We start from the raw sequence: 20,021 nt of genomic DNA, 5'->3' as shown, positions 1-20,021 counted from the left end.
TTTACTTGCCGTTCAAGGCCTTGATCACCTTGTCTGTGATATCGAACTTGGGGTTGATATACACAGCTTCCTGCAGGATCACGTCGTACTTTTCAGCTTCGGCCACTTGCTTGACCACCTTGTTGGCGCGGTCGAGCACTTGAGACAGCTCTTCATTCTTGCGGGAATTCAGGTCTTCCTGGAACTCGCGGCGCTTGGTCTGGAAGTCACGATCCTGATCCACCAGCTGACGCTGACGAGCCATGCGCTGGCTCTCGGCCATGGTCGGGGCTTCACGCTCGAATTTTTCCGAAGCGCTCTTCAAGGCATTACCCTTGTCGACCAAATCCTTTTCACGCTTAGAAAACTCCTGCTCAAGCTTGGCCTGGGCAGCCTTGGCGGTAGAAGCTTCACGGAAGATGCGATCCGTGTTCACAAAACCGGCCTTGAATTCTTGTGCATGCGCAGAGACGGCCACGGCGCCAAGCAGCACAGCCAGAGAAAGGTGGCTAGAGAGAGATTTCATTAGAAAGATGTTCCGATTTGGAATTGCAGTTTTTGGATTCTATCCCCGGTTTCCTTGCGGATAGGCTGAGCATAAGCCAAACGCAGCGGGCCCAAAGGCGAAATCCAGCTAATACCGATACCTGTGGAAGCGCGCAGGGAGTTCAACTCCATGCTTTCCCCTTCTGCCCACACATTGCCCACGTCCAGGAAAGTAAACAAACGCAAGGTTCGGTCATTGCCTGCGCCAGGGAATGGCACCATGAACTCGGCATTCAAGGTCATCTTGCGCGTGCCGCCAAGAGCCAGATTCGTATAAGTGGTGTCGTGCTTGCCCAGCGAGCCCTGCTCGAAACCGCGAACCGAACCCAAGCCGCCCGAATAAAAGTTCTTGAAAATCGGGAATGGACGGCCGTTGAGGCCCTTGCCCCAGCCCAACTCGCCGTTCAAGGCAATCGTGTATTTTTTGTTCAGCGGGATATATTGCTGAATCTGGTAATTGGCCTTGACATAGCGCATGTCGCTCAGGAAGGACAATTCGGTATTCAAGCGTTGATAACGACCTGCATTAGGCGCCAAGGCGCTATCGCGATTATCGCGAGACCAGCCAATGGTCATGGGAATGCCGGTCTGCTTGCAACCCCAGTTGTTGCAGTAATCCTGATAGACCTGGGGCATGTAAGTGCCCGGCTTGATCTCGTTGCCTTCGACACCGCCACCGAAGAAGATCGTATCCACCTCGCTGAACGGCACGCCAAAGCGCACGGTGGCACCCTGGGTGATGATCTTGTAGGCTGCGTCATCGTAATAAGGACGCATGGTGCGGTAGTACAGATCGTAGGTGCGCGAAATGCCCGTATCCGTGAAATACGGATTGGTGGTGGACATCACGATGGTTCGGTTGAACTTGCTGGTATTTACGTCAACGCCCAGGTAGTTACCGGAACCAAACACATTTTCCTGCTTGATACCAAAGGACAGCGAGACCTTTTCAGCACTGGAGAAACCGGCCCCCAGCTGAATCGAGCCCGTGGGCTTTTCAGCCACGTTGATCAACAAATCCACCTGATCGGGAGAACCAGGCACTTCCTGGGTTTCCACATTCACTTCCGTAAAGAAGCCAAGGCGGTCCACACGGTCGCGCGACAGCTTGATCTTGTCGCCGTCGTACCAAGAGGCTTCAAACTGACGGAACTCCCGGCGAATCACTTCATCACGGGTCTTGTTGTTGCCGCTCACATTGATGCGGCGCACATAGGCGCGGCGCGAAGGCTGAGCCTGCAGCACCAGCTCCACGCGGTTGTTGGCCCGGTCGATTTCAGGCACGGCTTCCACCTTGGCAAAGGCGAAACCGAAGTTGCTGTAGTAATCGGTGAATGCCTTGATGGTCTGACTCACCTGATCGGCGTTATAGGGCTCGCCGGGCTTGATCTTGATCAGGGACTTGAACTCGTCATCACGATCCAGGAAGTTGCCCGCCAGCTTCACGCCGGACACCACATATTGCTCGCCTTCGTGAACATTCACAGTCAGCGCAATGTTTTGCTTGTCTGGCGAAATGGCCACCTGGGTGGAGTCCACGCGGAACTCCAGGTAGCCGCGCTGCAGGTAGTAGGAGCGCAGCGATTCCAGATCGGCATTGAGCTTGTTGCGGGCGTAGCGATCCGACTTGGTGTACCAGCTCATCCAGTTGCCGGTGTCCTGGTCGAACAGGTCCTTGAGTGTGGACTCCTTGAACGCCTTGTTGCCAACAATATGGATCTCATTGATCTTGGCAGGCTCGCCTTCGGACACCGTGAAGGTCAGGTTCACGCGATTGCGTTCAATCGGCGTGACGGTCGTCACCACCTCGGAGCCATACAGACTGCGGTTGATGTACTGACGCTTGAGTTCTTGCTCGGCGCGATCTGCCAGCGCCTTGTCGAAGGGGCGGCCATCGGCCAGACCCACATCGCGCATGGCCTTGAGCAAAGTGTCCTTGTCGAACTCTTTGGTCCCGGCGAAATTCACTTCAGCAATCGTGGGACGCTCTTCCACCACGACCACCAGCACATTGCCATTGGCTTCAAGGCGCACGTCTTTGAACAAGCCCAGCGCGAACAGCGAGCGAATGGCGGCTGCTCCCTTTTCGTCGTCGTATTGCTCGCCCACGCGCAGCGGCATGGATGCGAAGACCGTACCGGCTTCTACGCGCTGCAGGCCCTCAACACGAATATCCTGCACTTTGAAAGGTTCAAGTGCCCATGCCGCGTTCGCAGCCAAAACCATGGCAGCCAAGGCCGTTGCTTTGCGCACGCCAAAGCGAGTGAAATGTTTTTTCATGAGTGGAATTTGCCGCAATTGCAGCTACCGAAATCGGCGAAAAATTAGCCCCAGAGCCGGTTGAAGTCATTGAAAAAGGCGACCGACATCATCATCAGGATGACTGCCACACCTGCCTTTTGCAATCTCTCGGCCCAAAGATCAGAAACACTGCGGCCTGTGACGGCTTCCCAAAGATAATACATCAGGTGCCCGCCATCCAAAACTGGCAATGGTAGCAAGTTGAGAACGCCCAGGCTGATGCTGATGAGCGCAAGAAACGAAAGATACTGCACCAACCCCATGCTGGCGGACTTGCCGGCGTAGTCGGCAATGGTCAGCGGGCCGCTGATGTTCTTGAGCGAAGCCTCGCCGATCAGCATGCGCCCCATCATGCGCAAGGTCATGGCAGACAGCTCCCAGGTGCGCGTCACGCCGGCCCAGAGACCGTCCACAAAGCCGCGGCGTACCACCACCATCTCGATTTCACCGCCGATGAAGGCATTGATCCTGCCCGTGCTGGGCTGCTCGGCCGTCGCGGCCACCAGTTCCGGCTGCACTGTCAAAAGCATGGTTTTCCCATCGCGCTGAATCTGCCAGCTTTGGGGCGCAATCTGGCCGGAGGTACCCGACTGGCGTATCCAGCTGCGCAGCTGCGCGCCGTCTTGCACCGGCTTGCCGTCCACACTCTGCACCAGATCGCCTTTGCGCAGACCGGATACCTGTGCCGGACCGCCTTCAACCACTTCTTGCAGCACCGGGCTGGACCAGGGTCCGGCCAAACCCACTTTTTCAAAAAAAGCCGCATCGGGCTCTTTTGGCTCCAGGGAGGCGAGATCGATATTCAGCACGCGGGCGCCAGCGTCAGGTGCGGCAGCAACCTCCAACTGCAGGGCATCGCCCTCGATTGCCGCCGTAGTGATGGACCAGCGCAAATCGCCCAGGGAGCGCACCGGCTCCCAGGCCTGATTGCCAACGGCAACGCGCTGCACCCAGTCTCCGCCCTGCACTCCTGCGGTTTGCAGCAAAGAGCCCGCAGGCGGCGCTGCCAGTCTGGCAGCAGGCTCGGTCACACCCATCCAGTTGACGACGGACAGCAGGGCAATGGCCAACACCAGATTGGCCACCGGGCCGGCTGCCACGATGGCGGCTCTGGAACGCAGAGGCTGGTTGTTGAAAGCCAGGTGCTTTTCCTCTGGCGCCACCTCGGCTTCACGCTCGTCCAACATGCGCACATAGCCGCCCAGCGGCAGCGCAGCGACCACGTACTCGGTACCGGTCTTTTTGCTGGTCCAGCGCAGCAGCGGCTTGCCAAAGCCCACGGAATAGCGCAGCACCTTCACCCCACAGGCCACGGCCACGCGGTAATGCCCCCACTCGTGCACAGCGATCAACACACCCAGCGCCACAATGAACGCAACAACCGTCAGCAACACCAGCAGCTCCTTTGACTCAATGGCACTTTGACAGCGCGCCGGCGCACAAGTTCAATCACAGGGCCCCACCGCTGCCTGCTTACAGAGCCCACTGGTTTGCAATGGCACGCGCTTGCTCACGCGCTCTGGCATCCAGCGCCATCAGATCTTCCAGGCTGGCGACAGGTCCAGGCTGCACGACCTCCAGGGTCTGCAGATTGACGGCATGGATACGGTCAAAGCCCAGACGACGCTCCAGGAAAGCGGCCACAGCCACCTCATTGGCCGCATTGAGCACGGTTGTCGTGCCCTCAGGCGCGCTCAACGCTTGCCAGGACAGGTGCAGGCCCGGAAAACGATGGGCATCTGCCTCCTCGAACGTCAGCGCTGCCAGCTTGGCAAAGTCCAGCAGCGGCGCGCCGCTGGCAATGCGCTCGGGCCAGGCCAGACCGCAGGCAATGGGCACGCGCATATCCGGCGTGCCCAGCTGAGCCAGCACCGATGAGTCCGTGAATTGCACCATGGAATGCACGATTTGCTGCGGGTGAATCACCACCTTGATGTTCTCGGGCGCCATGTCGAACAGCCAGCGGGCCTCGATCACTTCCAGCGCCTTGTTCATCATGGTGGCCGAATCCACCGAGATCTTGCGACCCATGGAGAAATTGGGGTGGGAACAAGCCTGCTCGGGCGTGATCTCGGCCAAAGTGGCGGGATCGCGCTGACGGAAAGGTCCACCCGAGGCGGTCAGCAGCAGCGAGTCCACACGCGCAGCCCAGGTGCTGCGGTCTTCGGGCAGGCACTGGAAGATGGCCGAATGCTCGCTATCGATGGGCAGCAGTGTGGCGCCGTGGCGCTTGACGGTGTCCATGAACAACGCCCCGCCGACCACCAAGGCTTCTTTGTTGGCCAGCAGCAAACGTTTGCCGGCCTTGGCTGCAGCCAGACAGGGGGCCAGACCCGCAGCACCGACGATGGCCGCCATGACAGCATCAACCTCAGGATGAGATGCTATTGATTCAAGAGCATCTTGCGATTGCAACACCTGGGTTTCAAGCCCATTTTGCTTTAATTTTTCAGCCAGCAAATGCGCATGGGGAGCACTGGCCATGACGGCAAAGCGGGGCTTGAATTGCGCGCACTGCTTGAGCATCAGATCCACCTGGGTGGCTGCGCTCAAGGCAAACACTTGGTACTGATCAGGGTGGCGCGCCACCACATCCAGGGTGTTGGTTCCAATCGAACCGGTAGAACCCAGAACCGTGATTTTTTGCTTCATGGATGCACAAAGGATGAGAGCATCATTGCCAACGGCAGCATGGGCAAGAGGGCATCAATGCGATCCAGAACACCACCATGGCCGGGCAGCAAACCGCTGCTGTCCTTGACACCAACGCTGCGCTTGATCAGGGATTCGACCAGGTCGCCCACCACGCTCATCGCAGCCATAAACACCACTGCCAGCAGCAGGAACCAGGTTCCGCGCGACTGCAGCACCGAATAAAAACTGGGCACGCCAGCACCATAGTGCCGGTCCGCCCAAACCCAAAACAGGGCCAGAGCGATCACGCCCAGCATGCCGCCCCAGACGCCTTCCCAGCTCTTGCCGGGACTCACGGTCGGAGCCAGCTTGTTCTTGGTGAATTTGAGGCCAAAGGTTCGACCCGCAAAGTAGGCAAAAACGTCGGCAACCCATACCAGCACCAGCATGGAAAGCAGGAAATTGATTCCCACATTGCGCGCCTGCACCACGGCCATCCAGGCCACCCACAGGGCCAGCACGCCGCCCACCAAGCGCACAGCAGCAGGAATGTGCGGCCAGCCAGCCACGCCAGCGCGCAGCAGCAAGCCACCACCCAGCACCCACATGCCGCCGGCAATCACCCACAGCATGCCAAACGCCCCCAGAGGCTGCTGCAACCAGCCTGCCCACCAGGAGGCGGCACACAGCACGGTGCAGACACCGCCCACGACCAGGGAGCCCATCTGCCCGAACCCGTTGAGTCGCCCCCACTCCCAGGCACCTGCGGCCATGAAAATCAGCATGAGCACGGCAAATGGCGTGCTGCTGCCGGTGTAGAACAATGCGGGCAGCAGGATGGCCAGCAAAATCAAGGCAGTGATAACGCGCTGCTTGAGCATGGCACCTCTTTTGTTTATGCCGTCACAGTCGGTGTGGACGGCTGTTGAATCTGTTCGGATGTCTGACCAAAGCGCCGCTCCCGGCCATTGAAAGCACCAATGGCTAGGTCGAGTTCAGCCTCATCGAAGTCAGGCCACAGGCTGGCGCTGAAATACATCTCGGAATAGGCGGCCTGCCAGAGCAGGAAGTTGCTGATGCGCATCTCGCCACCGGTACGGATCAACAAATCCGGATCGGGCACATGGGCCAGCGCCATGGCCTTGTCCAGACTCTCGGGGGTGATGGCCACGCCCTGAGCCGCCAGCTTTTCGGCCGCCTGGGCAATATCCCAACGACCGCCGTAGTTGAAGCAGATGTTGAGAATCAGACGGGTGTTGTGTGCGGTTTGCTGCTCGGCCTGCGCCAGGCCATGCCGCACTTTTTCAGACAGGCTTGAGCGATCGCCCACAAAGTACAGGCGAACACCATCTCGGCTCAGCTGGCTCACTTCCTTGGCAAGTGCGGTCGCCAGCAGACTCATGAGGCCGGAGACCTCTTCCTGCGGGCGATTCCAGTTCTCAGAGGAGAAGGCAAACACCGTGAGCACCTGCACGCCGCGCTCCACGCAGGCGCGGGCGCAGCGGCGCAACGATTCCACACCCTGCTTGTGCCCGGCAAGGCGGGGCAGCAGGCGACGCTTGGCCCAGCGCCCGTTGCCATCCATGATGACGGCAATATGGCGCGGAACCGCGCCGGTTTTTTTGGAAGTCAAAAGTGCAGGTCCTCGGGCTGTTTGCCTCAGACTGCCAGGATGTCTTGCTCTTTGGCAGCCACCAGCACGTCGATCTCGGAGATGTGCTTGTCGGTGATCTTCTGGATATCGGCTTCCGAACGCTTTTGATCGTCTTCGGAAGCTTCCTTGTCCTTGACCAGCTTCTTGACGCCTTCGTTGGCATCACGGCGCAGATTGCGGATGGCAATCTTGGAGTTTTCGCCTTCGTTGCGGGCCAGCTTGGTCATTTCCTTGCGGCGCTCTTCGCTCATGGGAGGCATGGGCACGCGGATCAGATCGCCCAGCGATGCGGGATTCAGACCCAGATCGCTTTCGCGAATCGCCTTTTCCACCTTGGCAGCCATGTTCTTTTCCCAGGGCTGCACGCTGATGGTGCGTGAATCCAGCAAAGACACGTTGGCCACTTGCGACAAAGGCACCATGGAGCCGTAGTACTCCACATGGATGGAGTCGAGCAAAGCGGGATTGGCACGACCGGTGCGGATGCGCGAGAGGTTGTTCTTCAGTGCCTCGATGGACTGACCCATCTTGGTTTCGGTATTTTTCTTGATTTCGGCAATCGTCATGTTCTTTTCCTTGGAGGGACTCGGCAGCCAAGAGTTTGCATCAAAAGCGAGCGAACTCTTAAGCGTACACCAGAGTGCCTTCGTTTTCACCCATCACCACGCGCTTGAGTGCGCCGGGCTTGACGATGGAGAAAACACGAATGGGCAGCTTCTGATCGCGGCACAGCGCAAAGGCAGTGGCATCCATGATGCCCAGATTGCGCGAAATGGCTTCGTCGAACGTCAGCTTGTCATAGCGGGTCGCCGAAGCGTCCTTGTGTGGATCGGCGGTATACACACCGTCCACCTTGGTGGCCTTGAGCACCACTTCGGCACCGATTTCAGCACCGCGCAATGCTGCAGCGGTGTCTGTGGTAAAGAAGGGGTTGCCGGTACCGGCGGCAAAGACCACGACCTTGCCTTCTTCCAGATACTGCAACGCCTTGGGGCGCACATAGGGTTCCACCACTTGCTCGATGGCAATGGCCGACATCACGCGGGCTGTCAGGCCTTGCTTGTCCATGGCGTCTGCCAGTGCCAAGGCATTCATCACCGTGGCCAGCATGCCCATATAGTCAGCGGTGGCGCGATCCATGCCGACGGAGCCACCAGCGACGCCGCGGAAGATATTGCCGCCGCCAATCACCACAGCGACCTGCACACCGACCTTGGTTACTTCCACGATCTCGGAGACCATGCGCTCAATGGTTGCACGGTTGATGCCGAATTGGTCATCCCCCATTAACGCCTCACCCGACAGCTTGAGCAAAATGCGCTTGTGGGCTGGAATGGCGTTGGACATGATGATTCTCCGGTGGAAATTAAAGTGATTATGAAAAACGGGAGGGAGATAAATCAATCGCGGCTCCAGGCCGCGATTGTTGCTCAGGCTTGAGGCTTACGCACCAGCCTTGGCTGCTGCCACCTGGGCAGCCACTTCAGCGGCAAAGTCGTCAGTCTTCTTCTCAATGCCTTCGCCCACCACGTACATGGTGAACGCCTTCACGGTGGTGTTGGCGGCCTTGAGCATTTGGCCCACGGTTTGCTTGCCGTCAGCAGCCTTCACGAAGACCTGGTCAGCCAGGGACACTTCCTTCAGGTACTTCTGCACCGAGCCTTCAACCATCTTGGCAGCGATGTCAGCGGGCTTGCCGGACTCGGCAGCCTTGCCTTCGGCCACAGCGCGTTCCTTGGCGATCAGATCGGCAGGCACGTCAGCGGAAGTCAGAGCCACGGGCTTCATGGCGGCCACGTGCATTGCCACGTCCTTGGCGGCAGTTGCGTCGCCTTCGAACTCGACAACCACGCCAATGCGCGTGCCGTGCACGTAAGCAGCCAGGCCGGCGCCGTCAAAAGCCTTGAAGCGGCGGAAAGACATGTTCTCGCCGATCTTGCCGATCAGGCCCTTGCGCACGTCTTCCAGAGTGGGGCCGAAACCGTCTTGCTCGTAGGCGATAGCGCCCAGGGCTTCCAGATCGGCAGGCTTGTGCTCGGCCACCAGCTTGGCAGCGGCGTTGGCCATGGCGATGAAGCTGTCGTTCTTGGACACGAAGTCAGTTTCGCTGTTGACTTCGATCATGCCGCCCTTGCCGCCTTCGATGAAAGCAGTCACGACGCCTTCGGCAGTCACGCGGGAAGCGGCCTTGCCAGCCTTGGTACCCAGCTTGACGCGCAGCAGCTCTTCGGCCTTGGCCATATCGCCATCAGCTTCGGTCAGAGCCTTCTTGCATTCCATCATGGGGGCGTCGGTCTTGGCGCGCAGTTCAGCGACCATGCTTGCAGTAATTGCCATCGTATTTCTCCAGTATCTGTTCGATTCGTTACAGGAATTCGGCTTAAAAAAAGGGGGCTACTTAGAGCCCCGCTTTTTCTCGCGATGCGGTCGCGCAGCCGGACTTCGCTTAGGCGGCGGACTCTTCCACTTCCACGAACTCGTCGCCGTCTTCACCGGCGGCGGCCTTGACCACGTCGTTCAGACGGGCTTCACGGCCTTCCAGGATGGCGTCAGCCATGCCTTGAGCGTACAGCTGCACAGCCTTGGCGGAGTCATCGTTACCGGGGATCACGTAGTCGATGCCTTCGGGGTTGTGGTTGGTATCCACCACACCGATCAGGGGGATGCCCAGCTTCTTGGCTTCGGCCACGGCGATCTTGTGGAAGCCCACGTCGATCACGAAGATGGCGTCAGGCAGAGCGTTCATGTCTTGAATGCCGCCGATGTCCTTTTCCAGCTTTTCCAGTTCGCGAACGAACATCAGCTGTTCCTTCTTGGACATGGATTCCAGGCCGGTTTCTTGCTGAGCCTTCATATCCTTCAGACGCTTGATCGAAGTCTTGACGGTCTTGAAGTTGGTCAGCATGCCGCCCAACCAGCGTTGGTCGACGTAAGGCACGCCGGCGCGCTGAGCTTCAGCAGCCACCATTTCGCGGGCTTGACGCTTGGTACCCACCATCAGCACGGTGCCACCGTTGGCCACCAATTGCTTGGCGAACTTCTGGGCGTCCTGAAACATCGGCAGCGACTTTTCCAGGTTGATGATGTGAATCTTGTTGCGGTGACCGAAGATGAACGGGGCCATCTTGGGGTTCCAGAAGCGAGTTTGGTGACCGAAGTGGACGCCAGCTTCCAGCATCTCGCGCATTGTTACTGCCATGTTAATTACCTCAAAGGTTAGGTCTAAAATCCAGCCCAACGATTGCACTCAGCCAAGTGAGCGCAACACCTTGAAGGGACTGGTTTGCTATTTGCCTTGCAGCTGCCGGACAAGCTGCACGCCTTGCGCACAAAAATCGTCCGAGATCAGCATGAATCAGATCAGCCCATAGATACTGAATCAACGAGTCGGCAAGCATTTAGCAGCCAAGCATTTCATCAATTCCAGGGCAAACCCTCAGCAAAGCCGGAAAATTTTAGCACATCGCCATGCAACACGACCTGTTTGACGCTGTACAAGACATACGCCAAGGCAAAACCAGTGCTTCCCAGCTGATGGAATTGAGCATCGCCGCCGCGCAAAGTCCGTTGTGCGGCAACGTTTTTTCTCAGACTTTTCTCGTAGAAGCGCGCCTCGAAGCTTCGGCTGCTGCGCCCGATACCCCGCTGGCCGGACTGGCCATTTCCGTCAAGAATCTGTTTGACACCCGGGGCTCGCCCACTACCGCCAGCTCCATGCTGCTGCAATCATCCGCAGCCGCTGCTAGCGATGCCCCGGCCGTTGCGCGTTTGCGCACCGCCGGGGCCGCCATTATCGGTCGCACCCATATGTCGGAGTTTGCCTTCTCCGGCGTGGGCACCAATCCGCACTTTGGCACACCGGCCGCGCTCGATGCCCGCCACCCCGGCAATCCCTTGCTGGCGCCCTCGCGCCCGGCACGCATTCCCGGCGGCTCTTCATCGGGGGCCGCCGTTTCGGTAGCCAGCGGTGCAGCCTGGGCCGCCCTGGGCTCCGACACCGGCGGCTCCATCCGCATTCCTGCCGCCCTCAATGGCCTGGTAGGTTTCAAAAGCACGGCCGCACTGGTGCCTGCAGGCGGCACCATCCCTTTGTCTCCTACGCTGGATACCGCCTGCGCCATCACCCGCAGCGTGCGCGATGCCGTCTTGCTGCACGAAATTCTGGCCGATCGCAAAGTCTCGACCAGTGAAAAAAACCTGCAACAGCGCCGGCTAGCCGTACCGCGACAGGTGTTTTTTAAGCAGATCGAACCGGCCGTACAGCAGGCCTTCGAGCGCAGCATTGCTCAGCTGCAGGCCGCCGGGGCCAGCATCGAATGGATCGACCTGCCCGAACTGCTTGCGCTGGACGCCGTCAACGCAATTGGCGGTTTTTCGCCTACCGAAAGCTATGCCTGGCACCGCAAATACCTGAAGGACCCGGCCCAGGCCGCACTCTACGACCCCCGCGTGCGCTCGCGCATAGAACGCGGCGCCTCCATGAGCGCGGCAGACTACCTGGATTTGCGGGCCGCGCGTCGGCAGTGGATTAAATCCATGCAGACCGCCATCGCGCCCTATGACGCCCTGCTCTCGCCTACCGTACCGATGACGGCGCCCACCATCGCCTCGGTGGCGCCCGCCGACGGCGTGAACGCAGAGCTGGACGCGCAACGCGACGCCGAGTTTTTCCGCGTCAATGGCTTGCTGCTACGCAATACCGCCGTGATCAATATGCTGGACGGCTGCGCACTCTCCCTGCCCTGCCATGCGGCCAATGAGCTACCCATGGGCTTGATGGTCTGGCATGCCGCCCTGCATGACGACGCCGTGTTGCAGATCAGCGCTGCAATCGAACAGATTCTGCAGCCAGCCCTATCGGTATAAAACTGCGCTTTCAATAGCTGCTTGCGCTTGACTGATAAAGGCTGGCAGCTGTTTTTGCCTATTATTTCTGCGCTGCATGGAGCTATGCTCTGGCCATGCAGCGCATACTCCCGCCCTCATCAATCTCGGCCTTCCCTCAGGGCCTGCCGCTTTTCAGCACGGCCAGCACTCGCAGACTGGAGCAAACGCTGGCCGCCGCCCTGCCGCCGCACACGCTGATGCAAAGAGCGGGCGAGGCCGTCGCACGCCTGGCCATGGCCCTGGCGCCGCATGCCCAGACCATCTGGATTGTCTGCGGCCCGGGCAATAACGGCGGCGACGGATATGAGGCTGCCGCCAGCCTCAGGCGCAAGCTGCCCCATGCCCGCATTCTGATCAGCGATGTGCGAGCCCGCGAGGCCCTGCCTGCCGATGCCCGGGCCTCATGGGACAAGGCTCGACAAGCCGGTGCAATCTGGGTGGACGCACAACCCGACGAACTGACAGCACAAGATCTGTGCATCGATGCCTTGCTGGGCATAGGCCTGAAGGCAGACAGCAGCCACCAGTCAGACAAAAGATTGCGGCAGCTGCTCACCCTGGTGCAAAACAGCCCCTGCACTCTGCTGTGTGTGGACATTGCCTCTGGCCTGGATGCGCAAACCGGGCAATATGCGCCGGGATTCGCACCAGGATTCGCGCCAGGGCGTGCAACAGCCCCTGCGCCGCAAGCCCTCACCCGCGAGCGTCACACCCTGGCCTTGCTGACGCTACAACCCGGTCTTTTTACCGGCGCCGGGCGCGATGCATGCGGGCAAATCTGGTGGGATGAATTGGGCGCAGACATCAGCGCACATCAACAGACTAATCAGCCGCCTCTGGCCCTGCTCAGCGCGCCCCAGCTCGCTCCGGCACGCCAGCATGCCTGCCACAAGGGCGTGTTTGGCGATGTAGCCATTCTGGGCGGCGAGGGCTTGGCGGAGCGGGGGCTGTCCATGGTCGGCGCAGCCTGGCTGGCAGCTCTGGCCGCCATGCACGGCGGCGCAGGGCGTGTGATGCTGGCCTTGCTCGATGCAGAGCAGCATGCCAATCAAGCCGGCTCGGCCTGGCCCGAGATCATGCTACGCAAACCCAATGCGCAAGACTGGAGCAGCGCCACCGTGGTCTGCGGCTGCGGCGGAGGACTGGCAGTTGCCCCCTGGCTGCCCACGCTGCTGGCACAAGCCCCGCGCCTGGTGCTGGATGCCGATGCACTCAACACCGTAGCGGCATCCACAGACTTGATGCAGCAGCTGGCTGCCCGCGCCGCCCGCGGCCAGGCCACGGTGCTGACACCGCACCCGCTGGAAGCCGCTCGCCTGCTGCAAACCGATACCGCCCGCATTCAGGCCGACAGACTGCAGGCGGCCAGCGAACTGGCACAAAAATTTGCCTGCACCGTGGTGCTCAAAGGGTCGGGCTCGGTGATCGCCTGCAATGCATTGGATAGCAAGCAGCGCACGTCCAGTCTATGGATCAACCCCACAGGCAATGCACTTTTGGCCACCGGCGGCACGGGCGACGTACTGGCAGGATTGATCGCCTCGCTCTGGGCACAGGGGCTCAGTGCGCAGCAGGCCGCCATTCAAGGCGCTTATCGCCACGGCCAAGTCGCCGACCAGTGGCCTGCAGAGCGGCCCTTTAGCGCAAGCGCTTTGGCCCAGCACCTGCGCACCCGCTGACAAGCCAAACAACAAAGGCCTTGCCGGATGAATTCCGGCAAGGCCTTTGAGCGAGACACTCAGCTGCGCGTTGCTGCGCAGCCAAACCAACTCAAGTCTTACTTCAAACCGCGCGGGGCTTGCGCTTTGTGACCTTGGCAGGCTTGGCTTCGGCCTGAGCTTCAACCTTGTCCACAACCGTCTCCGCTGCCTTGTTCGCAGTCTTAGCCACTGTCTTGGCTGCGACCTTTTTCGTCACCTTGGCCGCTGCCTTGGGCACAGCCTTGGCTTCGGGCTTGGGCGCGGCCTTGGTTTCGGGCTTGGTGGACTTGGCCGCCGCCTTGCTGCGCTTGGCAGCAGCCGGCTTTGCTGACGCAGATGCAGGCTCCGCTGCCGGTGCGGCCTTGGCCACGGGAGCCGCCACTGCCGACTGAGGCTCGACAGGCGGCAACAACAAGGCCGGCACCGCGCTCTTACGACCGCTTTTCCGCGCCTTCTTGCCAGGCGCCGCTGCTTGCTCCACAACCACAGGGGCTGGGGCAGGCACCGGGGCGGGTACAGGTGCGGGAACCGCTGGGGTACTGGCAAGCTTTTTCGCGTATTCCGCTTCCAAAGCGGCCAGATTGACACTCTTGAGCATGGCTTTTTTAGCTGCCTTGCGGCTTTGCTTGCCATGGCGCTGCTCTGGCGCAGCGTTATTCATATATGCGCCTGCACTGGCTCCCGCACTGGCGGATGCCCCGCCATGACCTGCCGCTCCGCCCGCAGTGTTAGCAGCGGTATTGCGCTGGGCCCGGTTGGCCTTGGCATCACGGCGATTCCACTTATCGGAGTGCGCAGGCTCGGCCCGCCCCTCGCGGCTCTCACGGCTGTCGCGTCCATCACGACCTTCTCGTCGCGAGCGCGAATCGTCACGTCCGCTCTTGCGCGCATCGCCACGGCCTTCGTTTTTGCCACGGTTTTGCGAAGGCAAACCGTCCTCGCCATCGCGCACCAGGCGAAAATCGATACGGCGGCCGTCCAGATCCACGCGACTGACCTGCACCTGAACGCGTGCACCGATACCGTAGCGAATGCCGGAGCGCTCGCCACGCAATTCCTGGCGCGCTTCATCAAAGCGGAAGTAGTCGCCTCCCAGCTCGGTGATGTGCACCAAGCCTTCCACATACATGGCGTCCAGCGTCACAAAAATACCGAAGGTGGTGACCGAAGACACCGTGCCCGCAAACTCCTCGCCCAGATGCTCGCGCATGTATTTGCACTTGAGCCAGGCTTCCACATCACGGCTGGCCTCATCGGCGCGGCGCTCGTTGGCACTGCAGTGCAGGCCGGCAGCTTCCCAAGCCTGTACTTCCTTGGCGGCGGCGCGCTTGCGCGGCTTCTGACTGGGCTCCACCACCCGCGACGCCAGGCGCTTGGCCATCTTGGCCTCGGCTTCGCCGGGCTCCGGCAAGGCGGGCAGCTTGTAATGGGTACCGTTAAGCTCGGCCTTGATGACGCGGTGTACCAGCAAGTCCGGGTAGCGGCGAATGGGGCTGGTGAAATGGGTATAGGCCTCGAACGCCAAGCCGAAGTGGCCGGAATTTTCAGGCGTGTAGAAGGCCTGCATCATGGAGCGCAGCAGCATGGTGTGAATCTGCTGCGCATCGGGGCGATCCTTGGTCGCAGCGGCGATCAGCTGGAACTCCTTGGTCGTGGGGTTGTCGCTGATCGACATGCCCACGGCCATGGCCTTGAGGTAGCTGCGCAGAATGTCCTGCTTTTCCGGCGAAGGCTTGTCGTGCACACGGAACAATCCCAGCTGCCCGCTTTGCTCGATGAAATCGGCGCTGCAGACGTTGGCCGCCAGCATAGCTTCCTCGATCAGCTTGTGGGCTTCGTTGCGGGTACGCGGCACGATCTTCTCGATACGGCCGTTGTCGTCGCAGACGATTTGCGTTTCCGTGGTCTCGAAATCCACTGCACCACGCTCTTCACGCGATTTCAAGAGCGCCTGATAGACACCATGCAAATTTAGCAAGTCCTGCACGCGATCCTTGCGCTTGGCTGCCTCCGGCCCACGGGTATTGGCCAGGATGGCCGCAACCTCGGTATAGGTAAAGCGCGCGTGGCTGTGCATCACGGCCGGGTAGAACTGATAGGCGTGAATTTCACCCTTGGCCGTGATCAGCATGTCGCAGACCATGCACAGGCGATCCACATCCGGATTCAGCGAGCACAGGCCGTTGCTGAGCTTCTCGGGCAGCATGGGAATCACGCGGCGCGGAAAGTACACGCTGGTGGCGCGATCGTAGGCATCAATATCGATATCGCTACCCGTGGTCACATAGTGACTCACGTCGGCAATCGCCACCAGCAAACGCCAGCCCTTGCTGCGCCCCACCTTGGCTGGCTCGCAATACACGGCATCGTCAAAGTCACGGGCATCCTCGCCATCGATGGTGACCAGCGGAATATCGGTCAGATCAATGCGATTCTTGCAGTCAACGGCGCGCACGGTCTCGGGCAGCGCCTTGGCCTGCTCCAGACAGGCTTGCGAGAAGATATGCGGCACGCCATATTTGCGCACGGCAATCTCGATCTCCATGCCGGGATCATCCACTTCACCCAGCACCTCGACGATGCGCCCCACGGGCTGACCAAACAAGGCCGGGGCCTCGGTCAACTCCACGACGACCACCTGCCCCACCGTGGCCGAGCCTGTGGCATTGGCTGGAATCAGTATGTCCTGGCCGTAACGCTTGTCTTCTGGGGCCACCAGCCACACGCCGCTTTCCTGCAGAAAGCGACCAATGATGGGCTGCTCCGGACGCTCCACAATCTCCGCCACTCGCCCTTCGGGGCGGCCACGATGGTCGTAGCGGGCAATGCGCACCTGGACTCTGTCCTTGTGCAGCACGGCACGCATTTCATTGGGAGGAAGGTAGATATCGCGCTCACCGTCGTCGCGAATCACAAAGCCATGTCCGTCTCGGTGGCCCTGCACTGTGCCCAAAATTTCTTCGTTCATATCAGCGGCATTTGCGCGAGGGTTCATTTTTTTGATATACAATCTAAATCTTTCCTGAGATGCCCAGGTGGCGGAATTGGTAGACGCACTAGTTTCAGGTACTAGCGGGTAACTCCGTGGAGGTTCGAGTCCTCTTCTGGGCACCAAATACGACAAGCCGTTGCATGCAAATGCAACGGCTTTTTCGTTTCCTGNNCCTNTCTTTCTCTTTTGTANATTTTTTNAAAAAATCNCGCCAATCGGCCTGAGTGCTGCTTTTCCCGCTATATAATTCAATCACTCTGAAATGCCCAGGTGGCGGAATTGGTAGACGCACTAGTTTCAGGTACTAGCGGGTAACTCCGTGGAGGTTCGAGTCCTCTTCTGGGCACCAAATACAGAAAGGCTGTTGCTTGCGCAACAGCCTTTTTCGTTTCTGCGGCCTTTGCTGCAACAGCTAGTCATCTCAGAGAACCATAAAAAAGGGAGTCCGCAGACTCCCTTTTTCGTTAGCGCCGGAACATATCCGGCATAGACCTTACTTGCGCAGCAAGTGCTTGAGCACATTCTGCAGGCGACGAGCCGTAGCCTCTTCACGCGTGCTGGCCAGCACCTGTGCCGCATCCTGGCCCCAGGTTTCCTGAGGCGAAGGATCGTTGCGGCGGGTCAGCAACTGTAGTTGCAGGGCACGGCGGGCTTGCAGTTGGTCGGCAGGCGTAGGCACGTCGGCAGCCATTTCAAGGCGCAGCAGCGCCTGAGCCGCATCACCCTTGGGTGTAGCAGCAATGGCGCTGGACCAGGCGGCGCGCACGGGCACGGTCACACGGCCACCCAGTTGCTGGGCCGATGGCAGTTGCTCAGCATCACGCTTTTCCCAAGCCGTCATCAGCTGGCTCAGGGCTTCACCATGGGCCTGTGCCGCCAGCTTGCGCAAAGCTTCCTGGGCATGCTCCATGGCTTCGCGCTGCGCACGGAATGCGGGATCCGCCAGACGCGGACCACGATCTTCACGCACAAAGCGGCCGCCACGTGCGCCATCACGGTCACCGCCGCGCGAATCGCGTCCATCGCGAGGAGCTCCGCGGTCGCCACGAGCACCGTCACGACCACGGCCGGCATCCTTGCGCTCGCCTGGGCGGCCAGCGGGAGCAGAAGCTTCCTTCTTCATACCGGGGCGGTCATCGCCGCGCACGGCCACAATCGGGCGAGCAGGCTTGGCCACCACAGCTTCTGGCGCTTCAGTTTCTGCAGCTTCAGATGCTTGATCTGCCTGGGCTTGAGCTTTGATTTCCTCAGCCTTGGCAGCTGCCTGGCCCTTGAGCACGGATTCCAGCTCGGCCATGGCCGTGCGAATCTGCTGGGCATCACCGCTGGCATTGGCCGCTTCCACAGCCTTGGAGGCCTCCAGTACACGGCGGTCGTGCTCGGACAGCTCGACAGCAGGTGCGCGCGCGCCACGCTCGGCGCCCTTGCGGTTGAAGGCTTCGTCCAGCGGCTTGCGGAATGCATCCCACAGCTTTTGCTCATGCTTGCGATCCAGGGGCACGCCCTGGGCTTCGGCCTGCCAGCGCTGCTGCAATTCCTTGACGGCATCGATGCGCAGATTGGGGGCAGCACCCAGTGCAGCGGCTTCGTCGATCATGGCGTTGCGGCGTTGCAGACTGGCTTTTTGTGCGGTATGCAGAGGCGCTTCGGCAGCCGACATGGCTTGCTTGAACAGCGGCTGCAGCTCGGCAAACAGCTTCTCGCCAATGTGGCCGCTTTCGCGCCAACGTTCGGCAAACTGACGCAGAGCACGACCCATGCCCTTCCAGTCTTCGCTGGAGGCATGCTCGGCAGCCCAGGCCTTGATCTCTTCGACCAAAGCCAGACGCTGGCTCTTGGCCTGCGTGGTGTCCTGGCGCAGCTTGTCGTGCCAGGCTTCGACCACCTTGTAGGCGGCGTTGCAGGCCTCGTCAAACTTCTTCCACAGCGCATGGTTGGCAGCAGCACCCTGATCGGCCTGCTTCCACTGCTCGCGCAGGGCACGCAGGGTTTCTTGAATCTTGCGACCGCCCAGGGCTTGACCTTCGGGACGATTCAGCAAAGCTTCGGCCTTGGCCACCAGCTCTTCACGCAGCTTGTCTGCGTTCTGGCGCTGCCAGCCGTCGGCTTCACCGGCAGCCACCAACGCTTCATGCACCTCGGTCACCAAGGCTCCGTCTACAAAACGGCCGTGCGACTTGATGGCTGCGCGCATCGCTTGCACAGCTGCCGAGCCGGCCTTGCTGTTACCAGCAGCAGTTTCCGCCTTCAGCGCTTCCAGCGCCTGGCTCAAAGCAGCCTTGGCTGCATCGACCTGCTCTTGCGAAGGCTTGTTGCTCTTGGGCGCAGCAGCACGGGCCTGGGCAGGCCTTGCAGCATCTGCCTGAGCGGTTTCTGGCGGCAGGCCACGGCCCACACGGATTTCGTCGGCCCACACGGGCACGGTGGGCAAAGGAGCGCTTTCGTCGGCCGCTGCGGCTTCGGTCTGAGCCAATGCAGACTGGAAAGCATCCCAAACCAGCGCCAGCTGTGCAGATGCCGCTTCCAATTGAGGAGGGAAACGGCTGTCCACACTGCCCCAGGCCGCGTCACCGGTCAGCTCCTTGGCCTGTTCTTGCCAGCGGCCAACGTCGCTGCCCAGCGCTTCGAGCACGGCCTTGGCATCACGCCAGGACTTGGTGGACAGCACTTCAATGCGCTGCGCCAGCAGCAAAGCCACTTCGCGCTGCACCTGGGTGCGGTGCTGCAGATCTTCCACGGCCTTCACGCGCTCGGCAAACTGGGCCTTGAACTGGGACAACGGCTCGCGCGAGAGCGCAGCGCCGGCCTTGGCGGCATCGCGCTGCCAGGCCACTGCGGCAGCGGCGTCAAAAGGCGTGGCGGCCAGCAGGGCCTGGGCTTTTTCAGCCCATTCCACGGAAATTTTTTCCTGGTTTTCGGTGCGACGGATTTCGTCCAGACGCTCGCGCACGGCACGCGCAGCGCTCTTATCGCGCGCGCTCAGTTCCTTGTGCACTTCCTGGAGCTGCTCCACCGAAGGTTGCGTGGTGAGCCAGTCACGGATACGCGCGGCGCGGTCGCCCGAGGTTTCGGCGGAAAAAGCACCACCCGTCAATGCATCCAGCGGATGTTGCTCGGAATTCTTGGCAGAGGCCGGGTTCACTTCAGGTGCATCAGACATGGTGCTGCTAGGAGAAATAGATGACATGTATCAGTTAGAGAATGCTTGGCACCGCCCGGTGGCGAAACCATTGCCGCCCATATGGGGGTGGACATTGCAAGCGCAAGTCCAGACGCCAGCAGGTGCATCGATGATGCCTGCAAGCGCTTGGACAAACCCGTATTTTCG

At 60.3% G+C, this 20,021-nt stretch carries 14 protein-coding genes and 2 tRNA genes; 4 read left to right on the top strand and 12 right to left on the bottom strand.

The genetic code is table 11. The features are described from left to right. Position 1: 1 nt before the first annotated feature. The 10 genes from ACNAZA_RS07475 to rpsB all read right to left on the bottom strand — a co-directional run bounded on the left by ACNAZA_RS07475 (position 2) and on the right by rpsB (position 10,313). A complete protein-coding gene (locus ACNAZA_RS07475; RefSeq protein ID WP_120969337.1) occupies positions 2-505 on the bottom strand; it encodes an OmpH/Skp family outer membrane protein in 504 nt (167 codons plus the stop codon). Continuing rightward, positions 505-2,805 (bottom strand): outer membrane protein assembly factor BamA, encoded by a 2,301-nt coding sequence (gene bamA / locus ACNAZA_RS07470; RefSeq protein ID WP_415795869.1) that lies wholly within the window; start codon positions 2,803-2,805, stop codon positions 505-507. Before bamA ends, ACNAZA_RS07475 begins: the two co-directional genes overlap by 1 nt. Positions 2,806-2,849: 44 nt before the next feature. After that, complete coding sequence (gene rseP / locus ACNAZA_RS07465; RefSeq protein ID WP_415795867.1) at positions 2,850-4,220, bottom strand: RIP metalloprotease RseP; 1,371 nt, start codon at positions 4,218-4,220, stop codon at positions 2,850-2,852. A 79-nt stretch (positions 4,221-4,299) separates the two neighbouring features. Next, entirely contained in the window at positions 4,300-5,478 is a 1,179-nt protein-coding gene (ispC, locus tag ACNAZA_RS07460) for a 1-deoxy-D-xylulose-5-phosphate reductoisomerase (protein ID WP_415795866.1), read from the bottom strand. Next, on the bottom strand, positions 5,475-6,341 hold the full coding sequence (locus ACNAZA_RS07455) for a phosphatidate cytidylyltransferase (RefSeq protein WP_415795865.1): 867 nt from the start codon (positions 6,339-6,341) through the stop codon (positions 5,475-5,477). Before ACNAZA_RS07455 ends, ispC begins: the two co-directional genes overlap by 4 nt. 14 nt (positions 6,342-6,355) lie before the next feature. Then, positions 6,356-7,093, bottom strand: a complete 738-nt coding sequence (gene uppS, locus ACNAZA_RS07450) for a polyprenyl diphosphate synthase (protein ID WP_120969349.1) — start codon at positions 7,091-7,093, stop codon at positions 6,356-6,358. A 26-nt stretch (positions 7,094-7,119) separates the two neighbouring features. Continuing rightward, positions 7,120-7,680 (bottom strand): ribosome recycling factor, encoded by a 561-nt coding sequence (frr, locus tag ACNAZA_RS07445; protein WP_120969352.1) that lies wholly within the window; start codon positions 7,678-7,680, stop codon positions 7,120-7,122. Positions 7,681-7,738: 58 nt separating this feature from the next. Next, positions 7,739-8,461, bottom strand: coding sequence for a UMP kinase (pyrH, locus tag ACNAZA_RS07440; RefSeq protein WP_120969354.1), 723 nt, complete (start codon positions 8,459-8,461; stop codon positions 7,739-7,741). A gap of 96 nt (positions 8,462-8,557) precedes the next feature. Further along, positions 8,558-9,451: a translation elongation factor Ts gene (tsf, locus tag ACNAZA_RS07435; RefSeq protein WP_120969357.1), complete on the bottom strand. Its 894-nt coding sequence runs from the start codon at positions 9,449-9,451 to the stop codon at positions 8,558-8,560. Between the two features lie 109 nt (positions 9,452-9,560). Continuing rightward, positions 9,561-10,313 carry a 30S ribosomal protein S2 gene (gene rpsB / locus ACNAZA_RS07430; RefSeq protein WP_120969360.1) on the bottom strand — a complete coding sequence of 251 codons (753 nt, stop codon included), beginning with the start codon at positions 10,311-10,313 and terminating at the stop codon, positions 9,561-9,563. A gap of 269 nt (positions 10,314-10,582) precedes the next feature. On the opposite strand from rpsB, the gene ACNAZA_RS07425 reads away from it, so the two are divergent. Next, positions 10,583-11,980: an amidase gene (locus ACNAZA_RS07425; RefSeq protein WP_415795864.1), complete on the top strand. Its 1,398-nt coding sequence runs from the start codon at positions 10,583-10,585 to the stop codon at positions 11,978-11,980. Positions 11,981-12,075: 95 nt separating this feature from the next. Beyond that, positions 12,076-13,680, top strand: coding sequence for an NAD(P)H-hydrate dehydratase (locus ACNAZA_RS07420; RefSeq protein ID WP_415795863.1), 1,605 nt, complete (start codon positions 12,076-12,078; stop codon positions 13,678-13,680). A 103-nt stretch (positions 13,681-13,783) separates the two neighbouring features. Here ACNAZA_RS07420 and rnr read toward each other — a convergent pair whose 3' ends face one another. Continuing rightward, positions 13,784-16,696, bottom strand: coding sequence for a ribonuclease R (rnr, locus tag ACNAZA_RS07415; RefSeq protein WP_415795862.1), 2,913 nt, complete (start codon positions 16,694-16,696; stop codon positions 13,784-13,786). Between the two features lie 34 nt (positions 16,697-16,730). Here rnr and ACNAZA_RS07410 point away from each other — a divergent pair. Together ACNAZA_RS07410 and ACNAZA_RS07405 are read left to right on the top strand one after the other, a co-directional pair. Beyond that, positions 16,731-16,815, top strand: a tRNA-Leu gene (locus tag ACNAZA_RS07410). Between the two features lie 142 nt (positions 16,816-16,957). Continuing rightward, positions 16,958-17,042, top strand: a tRNA-Leu gene (locus tag ACNAZA_RS07405). 144 nt (positions 17,043-17,186) lie between these two features. Here the strand turns inward: ACNAZA_RS07405 and ACNAZA_RS07400 are convergent. Next, positions 17,187-19,853, bottom strand: coding sequence for a DUF349 domain-containing protein (locus ACNAZA_RS07400; protein WP_415795861.1), 2,667 nt, complete (start codon positions 19,851-19,853; stop codon positions 17,187-17,189). Between the last annotated feature and the right edge of the window lie 168 nt (positions 19,854-20,021).

This window comes from Comamonas aquatilis (genome assembly GCF_965139575.1).
Taxonomy (GTDB): Bacteria; Pseudomonadota; Gammaproteobacteria; order Burkholderiales; family Burkholderiaceae_C; genus Comamonas; species Comamonas aquatilis.
Note: the sequence above shows the minus strand (reverse complement) of the source record. Positions and strands in the feature narration are given on the sequence as shown.

Bases quoted from the DNA above. Each gene is read 5' to 3' on its own strand.
- ACNAZA_RS07420 (WP_415795863.1), top strand. From the start codon at position 12,076: ATGCAGCGCATACTCCCGCCCTCATCAATCTCGGCCTTCCCTCAGGGC.
- frr (WP_120969352.1), bottom strand. From the start codon at position 7,680: ATGACGATTGCCGAAATCAAGAAAAATACCGAAACCAAGATGGGTCAG.
- pyrH (WP_120969354.1), bottom strand. From the start codon at position 8,461: ATGTCCAACGCCATTCCAGCCCACAAGCGCATTTTGCTCAAGCTGTCG.
- ispC (WP_415795866.1), bottom strand. From the start codon at position 5,478: ATGAAGCAAAAAATCACGGTTCTGGGTTCTACCGGTTCGATTGGAACC.
- ACNAZA_RS07455 (WP_415795865.1), bottom strand. From the start codon at position 6,341: ATGCTCAAGCAGCGCGTTATCACTGCCTTGATTTTGCTGGCCATCCTG.
- bamA (WP_415795869.1), bottom strand. From the start codon at position 2,805: ATGAAAAAACATTTCACTCGCTTTGGCGTGCGCAAAGCAACGGCCTTG.
- rnr (WP_415795862.1), bottom strand. From the start codon at position 16,696: ATGAACCCTCGCGCAAATGCCGCTGATATGAACGAAGAAATTTTGGGC.
- tsf (WP_120969357.1), bottom strand. From the start codon at position 9,451: ATGGCAATTACTGCAAGCATGGTCGCTGAACTGCGCGCCAAGACCGAC.
- rpsB (WP_120969360.1), bottom strand. From the start codon at position 10,313: ATGGCAGTAACAATGCGCGAGATGCTGGAAGCTGGCGTCCACTTCGGT.
- ACNAZA_RS07425 (WP_415795864.1), top strand. From the start codon at position 10,583: ATGCAACACGACCTGTTTGACGCTGTACAAGACATACGCCAAGGCAAA.
- ACNAZA_RS07475 (WP_120969337.1), bottom strand. From the start codon at position 505: ATGAAATCTCTCTCTAGCCACCTTTCTCTGGCTGTGCTGCTTGGCGCC.
- ACNAZA_RS07400 (WP_415795861.1), bottom strand. From the start codon at position 19,853: ATGTCTGATGCACCTGAAGTGAACCCGGCCTCTGCCAAGAATTCCGAG.